Raw genomic sequence first — 16,079 nt, 5'->3', positions numbered from 1 at the left:
GCTTGCGTCAGGGGGCGTCGCTGGCGGCAAATTCCACTGAAATTTGTTCTGCCACCTGCGCCAGCGCCGGCCCGAGCGCCGTCAGCAAGGCGCGCGCCTGCTGCAGGTCGCCGCCCAGGCGCAAGCCTTCGATCGACGTGCACAGGCCCGCAAACGCATGCGCGCCCACGGCCAGCGCCGACGATTTGCTGCGGTGGCCCAGGTCGGCCAGGCGCCCCAGGTCTTCCAGCGCCATGGCCTGCTCCATTTCGGCGATGCCGTCGCGCGCCGTGTCGAGAAACAGCTGGGTGTACTTGCGCATCTTCACGGCGTCATTGCTGAACGTGAGCGCCAGCGTGGCCAGGTCGAGGATGGCCGTGTCGCGCAATTCCGGCGAAGCGGCCGATGGCGGCGCTTTCGGCGCTGCCGCCGGCCTCTCGCCCGCGCGCGCATGGCCGATGCCCCCAATCCCTCCACGCAGACGGAACCATTTCGCCAGCAGGTGAAACAGCAGATTCGGGGCGATCGGCTTGGTCACGAATTCGTCCATGCCCGCCGCCAGGCAGCGGGCGCGGTCTTCGCTGCCCGCATTGGCCGTCATGGCGATCACCAGCAGGCCGGCAAGCTGCGGATCGGCGCGGATGCGACGCGTCGCCTCGAAGCCGTCCATTTCCGGCATCTGCACGTCCATCAGCACGCAGTCATAGCGCTGGTGGGCCAGCAATTCCAGCGCCTCGCGGCCATTGCAGGCGACGCAGACGGTGGCGCCGGCGTCTTCCAGCAATTCGCAACCCACCTGCTGGCTGAAGACGTTATCTTCCACCAGCAGGATGGACGCGCCGCGTATCACTCCCAGCACTTCCGGCTCCACTTCGGCGATGCGCTCGTCGCTGGCCTGCGTGCTTTTCTCCAGGCGCGCCGTGAACCAGAAGGTGCTGCCCAGGCCAGGCTGGCTGTACACGCCCACCTTGCCGCCCATGAGCTCCACCAGCTGCTTGCTGATCACCAGTCCCAGGCCGCTGCCGCCATACTTGCGCGTGGTCGACGGGTCCGCCTGGTGGAAAGAGCGGAACAGCTGCGCCACCTCTTCCTGGTTCATGCCGATGCCCCGGTCCTGCACTTCGAAGCGCAGCATGCTGTGGCTGCCCCGCTCCTCGGACTGGCGCACGCGCACGAAGATGCTGCCATTGTCGGAAAACTTGATGGCGTTGCTGGCCAGGTTCAGCAAGACCTGCTCCAGGCGCAGCGGGTCGCCACGCCAGCGCTGCGTCAGTTCCGGCGCGATATCGAACTGCAGTGCCAGGCCCTTGACGGCGGCCGCATCGCCGAGCTGGCTGGCGATGTTCGCCAGCAGGGTATCGAGGCGGAAATCCAGCACTTCCAGTTCCAGCTTGCCCGCCTCGATCTTGGAAAAATCGAGGATATCGTTGATCAGGCCCAGCAAATGCTGGCCCGAATGGAAGATTTTCTGCAGATAGTCGCGCTGGCGCGCGTCGGCCACGGATTTCAGCGCCAGGTGCGCCATGCCGATGATGCTGTTCATCGGCGTGCGGATTTCATGGCTCATGTTCGACAGGAAGTCGCTCTTGGCCTGGCTGGCCGCGTCGGCCTGCTCCTTCAGCCGGTGCAGCTCCGTCACGTCGGTGGACAGGCCGATCAGGCCCGTGACGGGACCGGGCAAGCCCAGCGGCACCTTCACGCTCCACAGGTGATGCACCTGCCCTTGCGCATCGACGAAGCGCTCCTCGCCGACGAACTTGGCGCCGCTGTCGAACACCTGGCGCTCCGTGCGCTGCGCGGATGCCGCCGCATCGCCGAGCATCAATTCGCCATCCTGGCGGCCGATCAGCTGCTCCGCCGAACGGCCCAGTATCTTCGCCGTGCGCGCATTCACGTAGCGGTAACGCAGGTCGGCATCCTTCATGTAGACGTAGGCGTCGACGCTGTCGAGCACCGTATCGAGCAAGGTGCGCTGCGCCACCGCGTTGCGGCGCGAACGGTACAAGGTAAAGATATAGCCATAAATGAGCAGGGTGCCGGCCACGCCGACGGCCAGCGCCAGCCATGGAAAATAGCGGTCGAAGGGGCTGTACAGCTCCGCCTTGCGCACGCGGAAATGGGCTTTCCACAGGCCGCCCTGATACGCCACCGGCAGCACCTGGTCGAAATAGTCGGCATCGCTGCCCGGCTGCGGCGGCGGGGCCGTCAGGTCGCCACCGTCGTTGAACAGCAGGCGGTCCTGCGGCGTAATGCGCCAGACGCCGTCGGCAGACGGCGCCTCGGCGGCGCTGTACAGAGTCAGGTGCAGCGGTTCCAGGGCGCTGCGTTCGAGTGCGCTGTGCACCAGCTGCGCCACGCCAAAGCCGATGCCGACGGATCCCTGATAGGCGGCGCGGCGCTCGGCCACGCTGCCTTGCGGCATGCCATTGCGGTACACGGGCAGGCGCATGCCCAGGCCCACGTGCGCGGGAGGCCCCTTGATCATGATCACCTGGCCCGACGCGCCGACCTCGCCGCTGTCGCGCGCCTGCGCCAGGGCCTGCGCCACCAGCGGGTTGGCGCCGATATCGACGCCCATGCGCTCGGCCAGCAGGGAGTCGGGTTCCAGGTAAGTGAGCACCGCATATTCCGGCCGCTCGCCGGGCGGTCGGATGGTGAATGCGGGATAGCCGCGCGGCGCCAGGCTGGTGTCTTTGCGCACGGCCTCGATGAAGGCGGCGCGCTGCGCCGACGGGACGGCCACCGCGTAATTGACCGATTCGATGGCAGGGAACTGGCGCGCGATATCGAGGCCGGCCACGTAATCGTGGAACTGGCGGCGCGTCAGGTGCTCGCTGGTGCGGAACAGGGCTTCGAGGCCGCGCAGCAGGTCGGAATAGCTTTTTACGCGCGTGGCCAGGCTATGCTGGGCGCCATGCGTGAGATTGTCGAAACGCTGTTCGGCGTCGTCATTGACCGTGCGCGCCGCACCCGCATACAGGGCGCCGCCCACCGCCAATGCCAGCAGCAAGCCACCCGCCCAGATCCTGATGCCTGATCCCGCCCCGCCCTTGCTCAAAGTGTGCATTGTCAATCGCTTATTCCGGTTCCTCGAATGTGCGGCGCTCCGGCCAGCCAGCAAGTACGAGGATACTATCAAAGCTCCTGCCAGACGCGCTTGTGCAAGAAAAAAAGCGCGCATGATGGTTGCACTGGAAAATAACGCGCGCTTAAGCCTCCCGCAGCTCACCGGCCAGGAAGTCGCAAAAGGCGCGCACCTTTTCCTGCACATGGCGTCCATCAGGCATCAAGGCATACACGCCGCGCCTGGCCATGCCGTGCGACGGCAGCACGCGCACCAGGGCGCCGCTGGCCAGCAGCGGCGCGGCGACGAACGACGGCAGCGCGCCCACGCCGATGCCCGCCACCAGCATGTCGGCCAGCAGCAGGCTGCTGTCGGCGGAAAAGCGCACAGGCAGAACGATGCTGCTGCTCCCTTCCGGGCCGGCCAGCTGCCAGATGCCGGGGCTGTCGGCCAGGCGGTAAGCCAGGCAATCGTGGCCGTGCAAATCCTGCGCCTGACGGGGCGTGCCACGCCGCGCCAGGTATGCGGGCGCCGCGCAAATCATCTGTTCGACGTCGCCCAGGCGGCGCGCCACCAGGGTCGAATCGGCCAGCGCGGCGCGGATGCGCAGCGACACGTCATAACCCTCGCCCACCACGTCGCGCAGGCGGTCGTCCAGGGTCATTTCGATTTTGACTTCCGGATAGCGGGCCATGAACACCGGCAGCAGCGGCGACAGCACCTTCAGGCCAAACGACAGCGGTGCATTCACGCGCAGCCGCCCCGCCACCTTGCCGGCGCAGCCGCGCGTGGCCAGTTCCAGCGCATCGATTTCATCGAGCAGGCGGCAGCATTCCAGATAATAGGCGCGCCCGCCGTCCGATAAACTCATGCGCCGCGTCGTGCGCACCAGCAGCACGGTCGCCAGATGCGCCTCCAGCTGGCGCACCTGCTTGCTGATGGCCGCCGCCGACTGGTTCAGGTCCAGCGCCGCCTTGCTGAAGCTGTCGTGCTCGACCACCTTGCGAAACACGCGCATGTGCGCCAGGATATCCATTATTCTTTCCTTCCAGTTGAATATCTTATTATTTTATCGCTGATTATCAATGAATTAGAAAATAATATGATGGCGGCTTCTTCATTCATGTCACGCAAGGAGTACCCCATGTTCAAACCATCCGCCACCCTGACCACCATGCTGCTGGCGCTGCTGGCCGGTACAGTGCAGGCCGCTCCGGCCGCCGCCCTGCCGGAAGTGGGCATCAGCCCCTGGGGGCCGAAAGACGAGATCGGCCGCCTGAATCTGATGACACCGGCCTCGCGCGCCGCCATCCTGGCGCGCATCGACGGCGGCAAGAGCTACGACCTGGCCGTCGATTTCTATGTCGGCATGCCCAGCTGGCAGGCGGCCGGTGATCCGCCCTACCAGATGTGGATGACGCACACGCCGAAGGGCAACGTGGTGGCCGACTCGATGAACGTGGGCGAACAGATGAACCGCCACGTCAGTTATACGGGTTCGGCCGTGTCCATGTATGCGCACATGGGCACACATATCGACGCCCTCAATCACTTTGGCTTGAACGGCAAGATCTGGAATGGTTTTACGGAAGAACAATACCTGGGCGACCGGGGCTGGACCGTGACGGGCGCCGAAAAGCTGCCGCCCATCGTCGCGCGCGGCGTGCTGATCGACGTGGCCGTGGCCAAGGGATTACAACAGCTGCCCGACAATTACCGGGTCACGCGGCAAGACTTGCGCGCGGCGCTGGCAAAACAGAAGGTCACGCTGGAAAAAGGCGACGTGGTGCTGATACGCACGGGCCGCATGCAGCACTATGAGCAGGCGCAAGCGTACATGGCCAATCCCCCCGGCCTGTCGCTGGACGCGGCAAAATTCCTCGTGGAAGATGGCGGCGCCATGGTGGTCGGTGCGGACAACCTCAGTTTTGAAGCGTTTCCGTCCGAAGTGGCAGGCAATTACCTGCCCGTGCATACCTATCTGCTGGCGCAGCAGGGTACGCCCATCCTGGAACTGGTCGACCTGGAAGCGCTGTCGCGCGACAGGGTCTACCAGTTTGCCTTCATCGGCGCTTCATTGAAATTCCGTGGCGGCGACGCGGCCCCCATCCGTCCCGTGGCGCTGCCGATCCGCTAAATCACACGGTCGCGGCCAGCAAGCCCTGTGCGCCATGGTCATCCCAGGCATCGGCGCAGCGCACCACCTCGCCCACGACGATGATGCTGGGGCTGCCCAGGCCGCTGGCCAGCAAGTCGGCAGGCAAGGCCTGCAAGGTACTCAGCAACTGGCGCTGCGCCGGCAAGCTGGCCGATTGCACCACGGCCACGGGCGTGCCTGGCGCCATGCCGCCGGCCAGCAAGCCGGCCTGGATGGCGGCCACCCTGGCCACGCCCATGTAGATGACGAGGGTGAGCTTGCTCTGCGCCAGTGCCGCCCAGTTCGGCTCGGACGCGCTATCCTTGCCATGGCCCGTGACGAAGATGGCGCCCTGGCTCCAGCCGCGGTGCGTCAGCGGCACGCCGATGCTGGACGGCGCGGCCAGGCCGCTGCTGATGCCAGGGATCACTTCGACGGCCACGCCGTGGCTGCGCAGGTAGGCGCGCTCTTCGCCGCCGCGCCCGAACAGATAGGGGTCGCCCCCTTTCAAGCGCACCACGTGCAGGCCGGCGCGGGCTTCGGCCAGCATCAGGCGTTCGATGAAGGCTTGCGGCGTGGAAGCGCAGCCGCCCCGCTTGCCCACCTCGACCACGCGCACGCCGGGCGCCGCGTGCGCGAGGATGGCCGGGTTGACGAGGTCGTCGATCAGCACCACGTCGGCCCGCGCGATGGCCTTCACCGCCTTGATGGTCAACAGGTCCGGATCGCCGGGGCCGGCGCCGACCAAAGTCACGCTTCCTTGTTGTGCCATGATGAAATCTCCCATTAAAAAAAGTGGCCGATGGCAAACGATGCCGCGTACGCTTCCGGCGCGCTGCCGTCCCACACGACGCCGTCGCACAGGGTCGAGCTGCGCAGCGGTGAAGCGGGCAAGGGCGTGGCCGTCATTTCCGCCGCCTGGCGGTACAGGTCGATGCGGTTGACTTGCCTTGCCACCGCCAGGTAATCGGGTTCGTCGCGCAGCAAGCCCCAGCGCCGGTGCTGGGTCATGAACCACATGCCGTCGGACAGATAGGGGAAATTGACGGCGCCGGCGCCATAAAACCTCAAGCCGTGCGCCTCGTCCCAGGTCTTGCCCAGGCCATCCTGATAATGGCCGAGAATGCGCGGCGCCAGCGTTTCCTGCGGCGTATTCAAGTAAGCGGGCTCGGCCAGAATGGCCGCCATGGCCAGCCGGTTGGCATCGGTGGCGTCGATCCAGCGCCCCGCCTCGAGCACGGCGGCGATCAGGGCGCGGCAGCTGTTCGGATGCTGCTGCGCAAACGCCGCGCTGGTGCCCAGCACCTTGCCCGGATGGTCGGGCCAGATGGCGCCGCTGGTGGTGGCTGTCACGCCGACGCCATCGACGATGGCCTTGTAGCCCCACGGTTCCCCGGCGCAAAAGCCATCCATCTGGCCCGCGCGCAAGGCGGCCACCATCTGCGACGGCGGCACCGTCATCACGCGCGCGTCGCGCAGCGGATCGATGCCATGCGCAGCCAGCCAGTATTGCAGCAGCATCGCGTGGTTGCCGGTCGGGAAAGTATGCGCAAACGCAAATGGCCGCGCCGCGCCGCGCATGTGCCGCGCCAGTGTGGCGCCATCGTGGGCGCCCTCGCGCGCCAGCGCCGCCGACAGGGTGACGACCTGGCCGCTGTGATTGAGGTTCATCAGCACGGCCATGTCGTGCTGTTGTCCGCCGATGCCCATCTGCACGCCATACACGAGGCCATACAACACGTGGGCAACGTCGAGTTCACCGCTATTCAATTTGTCGCGCACGCCGGCCCACGACATCTCGCGGCTCAGTTCGATTTTGATGCCGTATTTTTCATCCAGGCCCAGCTTTGACGCCATCACCAGCGAGGCGCAATCGGCCAGCGGCAGGTAGCCGATGCGTATCGTCTGTTTTTCCGGCTGCAGGGACCGCATCACCTGGGCACCATGTCCCGCCTCTTTGCCCGCTTGCTCTGTCATACCATTCCTTGCTGATAAGTACTGTTTTTCCGCGCCACCGTGGGCAAGGCTCTCCCCTTTCCGCAGCAAGGACCGTGCCTGTGCACGTCCCGTCCAGGGAGGCTGGAAACGCACCGGAATGGTGCACTGCACCAGCATGTATCAGGAAATGGACGATTCATCCCAGCAAGTCCTCCACGTCGAGGATACGCTGGGCAATTTCCGCCAGTTTGAGTTTCTTGTTCATGGCCATGCTGCGCAAGCGCTGGTAAGCCTGCTCTTCCGTCAAGCCGTGATGCGTCATCAACAGGCCCTTGGCACGCTCGATCACCTTGCGCTCCAGCAGCTTGTGCCGCGTGTCAAGCAATTCGGCGCGCAATTTTTCTTCCTGGCGAAAGCGCGCCAGAGCCACGTTCAGCACGGGTTGAATGCGCTCGGCCTGCAAGCCGGCCACGATATAGGCGGACACGCCGGCCGCCATGGCCGCGTCAATGCTGGCCGTGGCGCCGTCTTCGGTAAAGAGTACGATGGGGCGGCGCTCATCACGCGTGGCAATGACGATGTGTTCGAGTACGTCGCGCGCATCCGATTCGGCGTCAATGATGATGAGGTCGGGCTGCAGCTGGGCGATACGTTCGGGAAGGTAGAGGTCGGCTGGCAGGGAGGCGACGATGTCATACCCCGATTCAAGCAATCCGATGCGCAAGGCGTTGCCGCGCTGCACTTGGGCCGCCAATGCCGCATTCTCGTGCACGCCGTGCTCGACAATAGTGTTGACGACAACAATGCGCAATGGCTGGGTACGGCTGGACGTCATGGAGGGCTATCTGCAATGGCTAAACAATTAACCATTGCAGTAAGCAAGAAGCGAACCAGATAGCGCTAGCGCCCCTTACTTCAGGGTCGGCATGGCAAATTCGGCACCGGCAGCCGTGGAAGCGGGCCAGCGCTGCGTCACGGCCTTCTGCTTCGTGTAGAACCGCACGGATTCCGGGCCATGCGCGTGGTGGTCGCCGAACAGGCTGCGCTTCCAGCCGCCGAAGCTGTGGAAAGTCATCCGCACGGGGATCGGCACGTTGATGCCCTGCATTTCCCATCCCTCCCCACCTGCACGCGGTGCATGTGCTCGCACCCGACGTGCAGTTTGGATGGGCTTATTTCAATGTCGGCATGGCAAATTCGGCGCCGGCAGCCGTGGAAGCGGGCCAGCGCTGCGTCACCGCCTTCTGCTTCGTGTAGAAACGCACGGATTCCGGACCGTGCGCGTGGTGGTCGCCGAACAGGCTGCGCTTCCAGCCGCCGAAGCTGTGGAAAGCCATCGGCACGGGGATCGGCACGTTCACGCCCACCATGCCGACTTGCACCCGGTGCGTGTATTCTCGCGCCGTGTTGCCGTCGCGCGTATAAATGGCCGTGCCGTTGCCGTACTCGTGCGCGTTGACGAGGTCCAGCGCCGTGGCGAAATCGGGCACGCGCACGATGCACAGCACGGGGCCGAAGATTTCCTCCTTGTAGATCGTCATCTCGGGCGTGACATGGTCGAACAGGCTGCCGCCGAGGAAAAAGCCGTTTTCGTGGCCTGGCAACACGAAACCGCGCCCGTCACTGACCAGCTTGGCGCCTTCCTTGACGCCTGTGGCGATATAGCCGGCAATCTTCTCCTTGTGCACTTGCGTCACCACAGGCCCCATTTCCGCTGTTAAATCCATGCCCTGCGTGATCTTGAGGGCGGCGATGCGCGGCACCAGCGCCTCGACCAGCTGGTCGCCCACATTGCCCACCGCCACCACCACGGAAATGGCCATGCAGCGCTCGCCCGCCGAACCGAAGGCGGCGCCCATCAGGGCATCGACGGTTTGCGGAATATCCGCGTCCGGCATGACCACCATGTGGTTCTTCGCGCCGCCCAGCGCCTGCACGCGCTTGCCCTGCGCGCAGCCGGTGGCGTAGATATATTCGGCGATCGGCGTGGAACCGACAAAGCTGACGGCGCGCACGTCCGGGTGATGCAACAAGCCGTCCACGGCTTCCTTGTCGCCCTGCACCACGTTGAAGACGCCGTCAGGCAAACCCGCATCCGTCAACAGCTGCGCCAGCAGCAGGCTGGCCGACGGGTCGCGTTCCGACGGCTTTAATACGAAGGTATTGCCGCAGGCAATTGCCATCGGGAACATCCACATCGGCACCATAACGGGAAAATTGAAGGGCGTGATGCCGACGCAGACGCCGAGCGCCTGGCGGATGGACCAGGCGTCGATGCCGCCGGCCACCTGCTCCGAATACTCCCCCTTCATCATTTGCGGGATGCCGCAGGCAAATTCCACTACTTCGATGCCGCGCGTCACTTCCCCTTTGGCATCCGTGAACACTTTGCCGTGCTCTGCCGTGATCAGGGCGGCCAATTGATCCGAGTGCTCTTCCAGCAATTCCTTGAACTTGAACATCACGCGGGCGCGGCGCAGGGGCGAGGTTTGCGACCAGGCGGGAAATGCCGCATGGGCGGCGGCCACGGCCGCGTTCAATTCGGAAGGCGTCGCCAGCGCCACCTTCGCCGTCACGGCGCCCGTAGCGGGATTGAAGACGTCGCTCATGCGCTCGGAGCGCGAAGCCATCGGGTTGCCACCGATAAAGTGGCCGATCTGTTGCGTTGTCATTGGAGTTCCTTTATTTGCTATTCATCAGCCACTCATGGGCCGGATCATTTTTAAAGTGCCACACGCGTTTCGGGCCGGCCATCACGTTCAGGTAATACCCATCGTAGCCATACGGCACGGTCACGGGGTGGTAGCCCCTGGGCACCATCACCACGTCGTGGTTTTCCACGGCCATGGCTTCATCAATGGAACGGTCATCCGTGTAGACCCGCTGGAAGGCAAAGCCCTGCTCCGGGTTCAGGCGGTGGTAATAGGTTTCCTCGAGCGAACTTTCCAGCGGCACATTGTCGCTGTCGTGTTTATGCGGCGGATAGCTCGACGAATGACCGGATGGCGTCACCACCTCCACCACCAGCAAGCCGTCGGCCTCGGCCGTCTGCGGCAGGATGTCGCACACATAACGCGTGTTGGCACCCTTGCCGCGCACGGAGCGCGTCATGCACGATGGCTCGATCAGGCGTGCCGGACGCTGAGTCGTGGCCGGTGCGCTGCACAGGGCCACTTCCGCGTTGCTCACGGCCGTGATGCTGACCTTGGTTTCCAATGGGACATACACGGCATACGGCGAGCGGTCCTCGAAGACGCTCTGGCGATTCCCGATGGCTTCCCAGGTCTGCCCACCCGCCTGCACCGTCACCGTGCCCGTCAGCACGACGATGCACAGTTCGCGGCTGCCCGTTTCCAGATGCAACTGTTCGCCTGCCGCCAGCCGGTGCGCGGCAAAGCCCACGTGCGTCCAGCCGGCCGACTCGGGCGTCACTTCGACGATGGCGGAACCCGGCCGGGCCTTCACCAGCAGCGGGCTCATGCCGCCTCCCGGCCCAGGCGGGGAATGGCATCGACCAGGCGTGCCAGGTAATCGTGGCCCATCTTCGCGTATTCGTAGCTGGGCGCGACGGCCGGATCTTGCTCCGCTTCCACCACCAGCCAGCCCTCGTAGCCGTGCAGATACAGCCGCGTGAGGATGGCCGGGAAGTCGATGCTGCCGTCGCCCGGCACGCTGAAGGCGCCATTGATGACGGCCTGCAGGAAACTCCAGTGGCCATTGCGGGCCAGTTTCACCACATTCGGGCGCACGTCCTTGCAATGCACGTGGCAAATGCGATCGATATGTTTATTCAGCACTGCCAGCGCATCGCCGCCGGCAAACGTGATGTGGCCCGTGTCGAACAGCAAGCCGACCTCGGGTCCCGTCAAGGCCATCAATTGGTCCACATCGGCCGGCGTTTCCACGTAAGCGCCCATGTGATGGTGATAGGCCAGGCGTACTCCATGCGCCAGCAGGTGGGCGGCAAAGGCCGTCAATTTGTTTGCATATTCCTGCCATTGCTGCTGCGACTGGAAACGGGGGCGCTTATACAGGGCGCGCGCTTCACCCTGGATGGCGTCGGCCACTTCGCCGTAGACCATCACGGTGGCGCCGCTGTCCGCCAGCAAACGCAGATGCGAAGCCACGGCGGCGATCTCTTCCTCGACAGAGCGGTGCGCCAGGCGGCCCGAATACCAGCCGGAAACGCACGCCAGGCCATACTTGCCCAGCACGGCGTTCAAGGCCGGGGCATCTTTCGGAAACTTGTTGCCCAGCTCAAAGCCCACGTAGCCGATCTCGGCGCCCTCTTTCAAGGCCGTCGCCAAAGGCGTCTCGCCGCCCAGGCTCGGCAAATCGTCGTTCATCCACGAGATCGGGTTGATGCCGATCTTCACATTCCATGTCGGTGCGTTCATTTTTGTTGTCCTTGGCGGTCAAGTTCATAACGGGCGCGCGCAAGCTGCACGCCGGGCTGGGTGGAGACCTCGGGCACGGCCACTTCCCACCAGCAACCACCCTCTTCGGTCGTGCGCGTGTCGTCCGTATCGATGCAGATCAGATAGGTACGCGTAGCGGCGCGGGCGCGCAGCATCGCCTGCTCCAGTTCGGCAATCGAGCCCACATGTTCGGACAGCGCGCCCAGCGATTGCGCATGCAGGGCAAAGTCGATATGCGGCGCGCTATCGGGCAACATATTGTTGAACGAAGCATTACCGCACGCCTGCTGCAGGCGGTTGATGCAGCCATAGCCCCGGTTGTCGAGCACGACGATGATGAGTTTTTTATCGAGCATGACGGAAGTGGCGATTTCCGAATTCATCATCAGATAGCTGCCGTCGCCCACCATGACGACGACCTCCGCTTCCGGTTTCGCCATCTTGACGCCGAGGCCGCCGGCGATTTCATAGCCCATGCACGAATAGCCGTATTCCATGTGGTAGCCGCCTGGCGTCGACGTGCGCCACAGCTTGTGCAGTTCGGCCGGCAGAGTCCCCGCCGCGCAGACGACGATGTCGCGGCTGGTGGAATCGGGAGCGGAACGCTGCACGGCGCCGATGACTTCGCCGTCGTACGGCAAGCCGGCCACCTCGCGTTTGCCGGTGATGGCGGCCACCGTCGCGCGCCAGGCGTTGCCCGCCTGCTGCGCGCGGTCCATCCATTGCCCTGCGCTGTTCCAGCTGCCGAGCAGCCGCGACAGGCCTTGCAAGCCCAGCGTCGCGTCCGCCTGCAAGCCCAGGCCACGACGTTTCAGTACGTCAAAACTGTTGACGTTCAAGCTGACCAGCTGCGCCTGCGCAAACAGGGAATTCGAGCCGGTGGTGAAATCCTGCAGGCGCGTGCCGATGGCCAGCACCACGTCCGCATCCGCCGCCAGCGCGTTCGCGGCAGGCGAGCCCGTCACGCCGATGGCGCCCAGCTGCAGCGGATGGTCCCACGGCAAGGCGCTCTTGCCCGCCTGGGTTTCCGCCACGGGAATGCCATGGCGCTCGGCAAACGCCTGCAAGGCGGCGCTGGCCTGGCCGTACAGCACGCCGCCGCCAGCCACGATCAGCGGCTGCTTGGCGTTTTTCAACAGCGACACCGCTTCTTCCAGCTCCTGCTCGACAGGCGGCAAGGCACGGAAACGCACGATTCTCGGTTCGAAAAAGCTGGCAGGATAGTCATACGCCATCGTTTGCACGTCTTGCGGCAAAGATAAAGTGACGGGGCCGCAGGCGGCCGGGTCCGTCAAGGCGGCGATGGCACGCGGCAAGGCGGTGAGCAATTGCTCCGGATAGACGATGCGGTCGAAATAACGCGATAAAGGTTTGAACGCATCGTTGACGGAAACGCTGCCATCCGTGCCGTCTTCCAGCTGCTGCAGCACGGGATCGGGTGCGCGCGAGACGAACACATCGCCAGGCAACAGCAATACCGGCAAGCGGTTCACGTGCGCCAGCGCGGCGGCCGTCAGCAAGTTGGTGGCGCCGGGACCGATGGAACTGGTCACCGCCATCATGCGCCGGCGCATGTGCGCTTTTGCGTAAGCGATGGCCGAGTGCGCCATCGCCTGCTCGTTGTGGGCGCGATAAGTCGGGAAACTGTCACGGTACTGGTACAGCGCCTCGCCCAATCCCGCCACGTTGCCGTGGCCAAAGATGGCGAAGGCGCCGCCGAACAAAGGTTCGCCCCCTTCCACCCGCAAGGCGGCCAGATAGCGCACCAGCGCCTGCGCCATGGTCAATCTGATCGTGGCGCTCATGCTGCACGCTCCAGGCGGTTGCGCGTACGCTGCCACAGGGCGATGAGCTGCTCGAAGTTGGCGCGCACTGCGGCGATCAGGCCCGCATCGTCGAGTTCGCCCGCCAGCCAGCGGCGGCTCGGTTCCTGGAAGATGGTGCGGCCCACCATGAAGCCGCGGCACGTCGTGCTGGCACTGGCTTGCTCAAAACTGTCGGCCAGGGCGGCAATCGGCGCGTTCAAACCCAGCAGGACGACGCCACGGCAATACGGATCGCGCTCATGCACGAGGGCATCGATGGCTTGCCATTGTTGGGCAGACATGCTTTCCAGCTTCCACCATTCCGGGTAAATGCCCAGGTTGTACAGGCGCTTGACGGCACGCAAGACCGTGTCGTCGCCGTGCGGCAAGGCTTCCGACGGTATCACTTCCAGCAACAGTTCGTGACCGCTCACTTGCGCCGCGTCGTACAGGGCCTTGATCTGCGCCTCCTGTTCCAGGCGATTTTCCACGGCGTCGTCCGGGTGCAGCTGCACCAGGCACTTGATCACATGCTCCTTGGGCCAGCTGAGCAGGTGCGAGCCGATGGAACGGCCCCAGTCGAATTGCAGCGGGTTTGATCCCGGCAATTCCACGGGACGGCCGATCCACCAGCCACGTCCCGTCGCATCATTGAGGGCATCGACGCCATAGCGGCCATCGATCAGCACACCAGTCTTACCGGCCAGCTGCAAGGCCGTTTCCGTCTGCGCCACGGCTTGCACCATCAATTGCTTCAGGGCCGCAATGGCGGACTCGGGTGCGCCCGTCTGTTGCGCCAGCTCAAAGAATTGCGTGCGGTGGTCAAAGGCAAACACGCACAGCTCATTCCACTCCTTGCGCGCTACCGTCGTGCGGTGCAGACGGGACAAGGTCGCGTCCTGGTCCGGCTGCGTCAGTTTGGCCGCGTTGGCCAGGAAATAGTCGAGCTCGACGGGCGAAGGCATGGCCGGCGCGCAGCCGTGGCGCGACACGACCAGGGCGCCGCAGCCATTCGCGTAGCGGCAGCACGCTTCGTAATCCTCGCCGCGCAGCCAGCCTTTCAGAAAGCCCGAGAGAAACGCGTCGCCCGCGCCCAGCACGTTCAGCACTTCCACGCGCACGCCACGGTAGTTATACGCGTCATCGAGGCTGTGCGGCACCACATTGTCGATGACGGCGCTGCCCAGCGGCCCGCGCTTGACGACGAGGGTCGCCAGGGTGGCGGACCGCACGGCGCGCAGGGACGCCATGATGTCGGCGCCGCCACCGGCGATCATGAATTCCTCTTCCGTGCCGACGATCAAGTCGAACTGCGGCAGGATGCTTTGCAGATGTTTGGTGACGCCTTCGTTCGAGACGAAACGCGTTTCGCCGTCCGCCTTGCCCGACAAGCCCCACAGCACGGGCCGGTAATCGATGTCGAGCACGGTGCGCACGTTGCTGGCGCGGGCCAATGTAAGGGCCTGCGTGCTGACGGCGTGCATGGCGGCCGTGGAGAAATGCGTGCCAGTGATCAACAGCGCCTTGCTCGATCCAATGAAGGCCGCATCCACCGAAGATGCTTCGATGGCCATGTCGGCGCAATTTTCACGGTAAAAAATCAATGGAAACGTGTTTTTATCCTTGATGCCCAGCATCACCAAGGCCGTCAGGCGGTCGCGGTCGATGCCGACATGGCTGACATCACAACCCTCTTTCGACAAGGTGTCGGTGAGAAAACGCCCCATGTGATCGTCGCCCACCTTCGACAGCATGGCGGACTTCAAGCCCAGGCGCGCCGTGCCGAAGGCGATGTTCGCCGACGAACCGCCCAGGTATTTGGCAAAGCTGGTCGCGTCTTCCAGGGTGCTGCCGATCTGCTGCGCGTACAGGTCCACCGCCAGGCGGCCCAGGCAGATCACGTCCAGCGCCCGCCCCTGGGCAAATTGTGTGGAATTATTCATGGCTATCCTTAAATCGTGACACCGTCGAGTTCACTCATCAGCGTTTGCATTTCCGCACCGCCCGCCATCATGTCCAGCAAGGCATCCTTGGTCACCGTATCCTTGGTGAAGGTGCCCAGCGACTTGCCCCGGTTCAACAAAGTGAACGAGTCGCCGACCGGATACGCATGGTGCACATTATGCGTAATAAAGATCACGGAAATGCCCCGCTCGCGCGCCTTATAAATCAGTTTCAATACATTGAACGATTGCTTGACGCCCAGGGCCGCCGTCGGCTCGTCGAGGATCAGCACGCGGGCGCCGAAATGGATGGCGCGGGCGATGGCCAGGCACTGCTTTTCGCCGCCCGACATGGTGCCGATGGCCTGGTGCGGGTCGCGCACCATGATGCCCATCTCGGCCAGCTTGTCGCGCGCCGTGTCGGCCGCATAGTCGATATCCATCACGGGCACCAGGCCCAGCAGCTTTTTCATCGGCTCGCGGCCCATGAAGAAATTGCGCGCCACGGACAGCAGCGGCACCAGCGCCAGGTCCTGGTAGACGGTGGCCACGCCCATGTCCAGCGCTTCGCTGGGCGAATTGAAGACGACAGGCTTGCCATCGACCAGGTATTGGCCATCGGTCGGTTTGTGCACACCGGCCAGGGTCTTGATCAAAGTCGACTTGCCGGCGCCGTTGTCGCCCAGCAAACAATGCACCTCCCCCTCGCGCAAGCGCATGGTGATGTTTTGCAGGGCCAGCACGGAGCCGAAACGCTTGCTGACATTTTCCAGTGCAAGAATATGCTCGCTCATG

At 64.2% G+C, this 16,079-nt stretch carries 12 protein-coding genes and 1 pseudogene; 1 reads left to right on the top strand and 12 read right to left on the bottom strand.

The genetic code is table 11. The features are described 5' to 3' along the window. Positions 1-7 precede the first annotated feature (7 nt). The gene (locus tag CSQ91_RS03725) at positions 8-3,046 is read right to left on the bottom strand and encodes a CHASE domain-containing protein (RefSeq protein ID WP_070279194.1); all 3,039 of its coding nucleotides are present in this window, start codon (positions 3,044-3,046) and stop codon (positions 8-10) included. A gap of 142 nt (positions 3,047-3,188) precedes the next feature. Beyond that, the gene (locus CSQ91_RS03720) at positions 3,189-4,079 is read right to left on the bottom strand and encodes a LysR family transcriptional regulator (protein WP_099387417.1); all 891 of its coding nucleotides are present in this window, start codon (positions 4,077-4,079) and stop codon (positions 3,189-3,191) included. A 108-nt stretch (positions 4,080-4,187) separates the two neighbouring features. On the opposite strand from CSQ91_RS03720, the gene CSQ91_RS03715 reads away from it, so the two are divergent. Beyond that, positions 4,188-5,180, top strand: a complete 993-nt coding sequence (locus tag CSQ91_RS03715) for a cyclase family protein (protein WP_099387416.1) — start codon at positions 4,188-4,190, stop codon at positions 5,178-5,180. Between the two features lies 1 nt (position 5,181). Here the strand turns inward: CSQ91_RS03715 and cobA are convergent, their stop codons facing one another. From cobA to CSQ91_RS03665, 10 genes and pseudogenes are all read right to left on the bottom strand, one after another. Continuing rightward, entirely contained in the window at positions 5,182-5,952 is a 771-nt protein-coding gene (gene cobA, locus CSQ91_RS03710) for a uroporphyrinogen-III C-methyltransferase (protein ID WP_092611146.1), read from the bottom strand. 14 nt (positions 5,953-5,966) lie between these two features. Then, positions 5,967-7,157: a CmpA/NrtA family ABC transporter substrate-binding protein gene (locus tag CSQ91_RS03705; protein WP_099387415.1), complete on the bottom strand. Its 1,191-nt coding sequence runs from the start codon at positions 7,155-7,157 to the stop codon at positions 5,967-5,969. Between the two features lie 157 nt (positions 7,158-7,314). Beyond that, the gene (locus CSQ91_RS03700) at positions 7,315-7,953 is read right to left on the bottom strand and encodes an ANTAR domain-containing response regulator (protein WP_034777888.1); all 639 of its coding nucleotides are present in this window, start codon (positions 7,951-7,953) and stop codon (positions 7,315-7,317) included. Between the two features lie 75 nt (positions 7,954-8,028). Beyond that, positions 8,029-8,226: pseudogene (locus CSQ91_RS03695) on the bottom strand (methylmalonate-semialdehyde dehydrogenase (CoA acylating)); the annotation flags it as partial. A 64-nt stretch (positions 8,227-8,290) separates the two neighbouring features. Next, entirely contained in the window at positions 8,291-9,790 is a 1,500-nt protein-coding gene (locus CSQ91_RS03690) for a CoA-acylating methylmalonate-semialdehyde dehydrogenase (protein WP_099387414.1), read from the bottom strand. A gap of 10 nt (positions 9,791-9,800) precedes the next feature. Beyond that, entirely contained in the window at positions 9,801-10,598 is a 798-nt protein-coding gene (iolB, locus tag CSQ91_RS03685) for a 5-deoxy-glucuronate isomerase (RefSeq protein WP_099387413.1), read from the bottom strand. After that, positions 10,595-11,515, bottom strand: coding sequence for a myo-inosose-2 dehydratase (iolE, locus tag CSQ91_RS03680; protein WP_099387412.1), 921 nt, complete (start codon positions 11,513-11,515; stop codon positions 10,595-10,597). The genes iolB and iolE overlap by 4 nt, the downstream gene beginning before the upstream one ends. Next, positions 11,512-13,341 carry a 3D-(3,5/4)-trihydroxycyclohexane-1,2-dione acylhydrolase (decyclizing) gene (gene iolD, locus CSQ91_RS03675; RefSeq protein ID WP_099387411.1) on the bottom strand — a complete coding sequence of 610 codons (1,830 nt, stop codon included), beginning with the start codon at positions 13,339-13,341 and terminating at the stop codon, positions 11,512-11,514. The genes iolE and iolD overlap by 4 nt, the downstream gene beginning before the upstream one ends. Further along, on the bottom strand, positions 13,338-15,284 hold the full coding sequence (locus tag CSQ91_RS03670) for a bifunctional 5-dehydro-2-deoxygluconokinase/5-dehydro-2-deoxyphosphogluconate aldolase (RefSeq protein ID WP_099387410.1): 1,947 nt from the start codon (positions 15,282-15,284) through the stop codon (positions 13,338-13,340). The genes iolD and CSQ91_RS03670 overlap by 4 nt, the downstream gene beginning before the upstream one ends. Positions 15,285-15,292: 8 nt before the next feature. Beyond that, a complete protein-coding gene (locus CSQ91_RS03665; protein ID WP_034777901.1) occupies positions 15,293-16,078 on the bottom strand; it encodes an ATP-binding cassette domain-containing protein in 786 nt (261 codons plus the stop codon). Position 16,079 lies beyond the last annotated feature (1 nt).

This window comes from Janthinobacterium sp. BJB301 (assembly GCF_002735685.1).
GTDB classification, from domain to species: Bacteria; Pseudomonadota; Gammaproteobacteria; order Burkholderiales; family Burkholderiaceae_D; genus Janthinobacterium; species Janthinobacterium lividum.
This window is presented reverse-complemented; position numbering and strand designations above follow the sequence as displayed.

Excerpts from the sequence above, each read along its gene's own strand:
- CSQ91_RS03725 (WP_070279194.1), bottom strand. The coding sequence starts at position 3,046 with ATGCACACTTTGAGCAAGGGCGGGGCGGGATCAGGCATCAGGATCTGG.
- CSQ91_RS03720 (WP_099387417.1), bottom strand. The coding sequence starts at position 4,079 with ATGGATATCCTGGCGCACATGCGCGTGTTTCGCAAGGTGGTCGAGCAC.
- CSQ91_RS03715 (WP_099387416.1), top strand. The coding sequence starts at position 4,188 with ATGTTCAAACCATCCGCCACCCTGACCACCATGCTGCTGGCGCTGCTG.
- cobA (WP_092611146.1), bottom strand. The coding sequence starts at position 5,952 with ATGGCACAACAAGGAAGCGTGACTTTGGTCGGCGCCGGCCCCGGCGAT.
- CSQ91_RS03705 (WP_099387415.1), bottom strand. The coding sequence starts at position 7,157 with ATGACAGAGCAAGCGGGCAAAGAGGCGGGACATGGTGCCCAGGTGATG.
- CSQ91_RS03700 (WP_034777888.1), bottom strand. The coding sequence starts at position 7,953 with ATGACGTCCAGCCGTACCCAGCCATTGCGCATTGTTGTCGTCAACACT.
- CSQ91_RS03690 (WP_099387414.1), bottom strand. The coding sequence starts at position 9,790 with ATGACAACGCAACAGATCGGCCACTTTATCGGTGGCAACCCGATGGCT.
- iolB (WP_099387413.1), bottom strand. The coding sequence starts at position 10,598 with ATGAGCCCGCTGCTGGTGAAGGCCCGGCCGGGTTCCGCCATCGTCGAA.
- iolE (WP_099387412.1), bottom strand. The coding sequence starts at position 11,515 with ATGAACGCACCGACATGGAATGTGAAGATCGGCATCAACCCGATCTCG.
- iolD (WP_099387411.1), bottom strand. The coding sequence starts at position 13,341 with ATGAGCGCCACGATCAGATTGACCATGGCGCAGGCGCTGGTGCGCTAT.
- CSQ91_RS03670 (WP_099387410.1), bottom strand. The coding sequence starts at position 15,284 with ATGAATAATTCCACACAATTTGCCCAGGGGCGGGCGCTGGACGTGATC.
- CSQ91_RS03665 (WP_034777901.1), bottom strand. The coding sequence starts at position 16,078 with ATGAGCGAGCATATTCTTGCACTGGAAAATGTCAGCAAGCGTTTCGGC.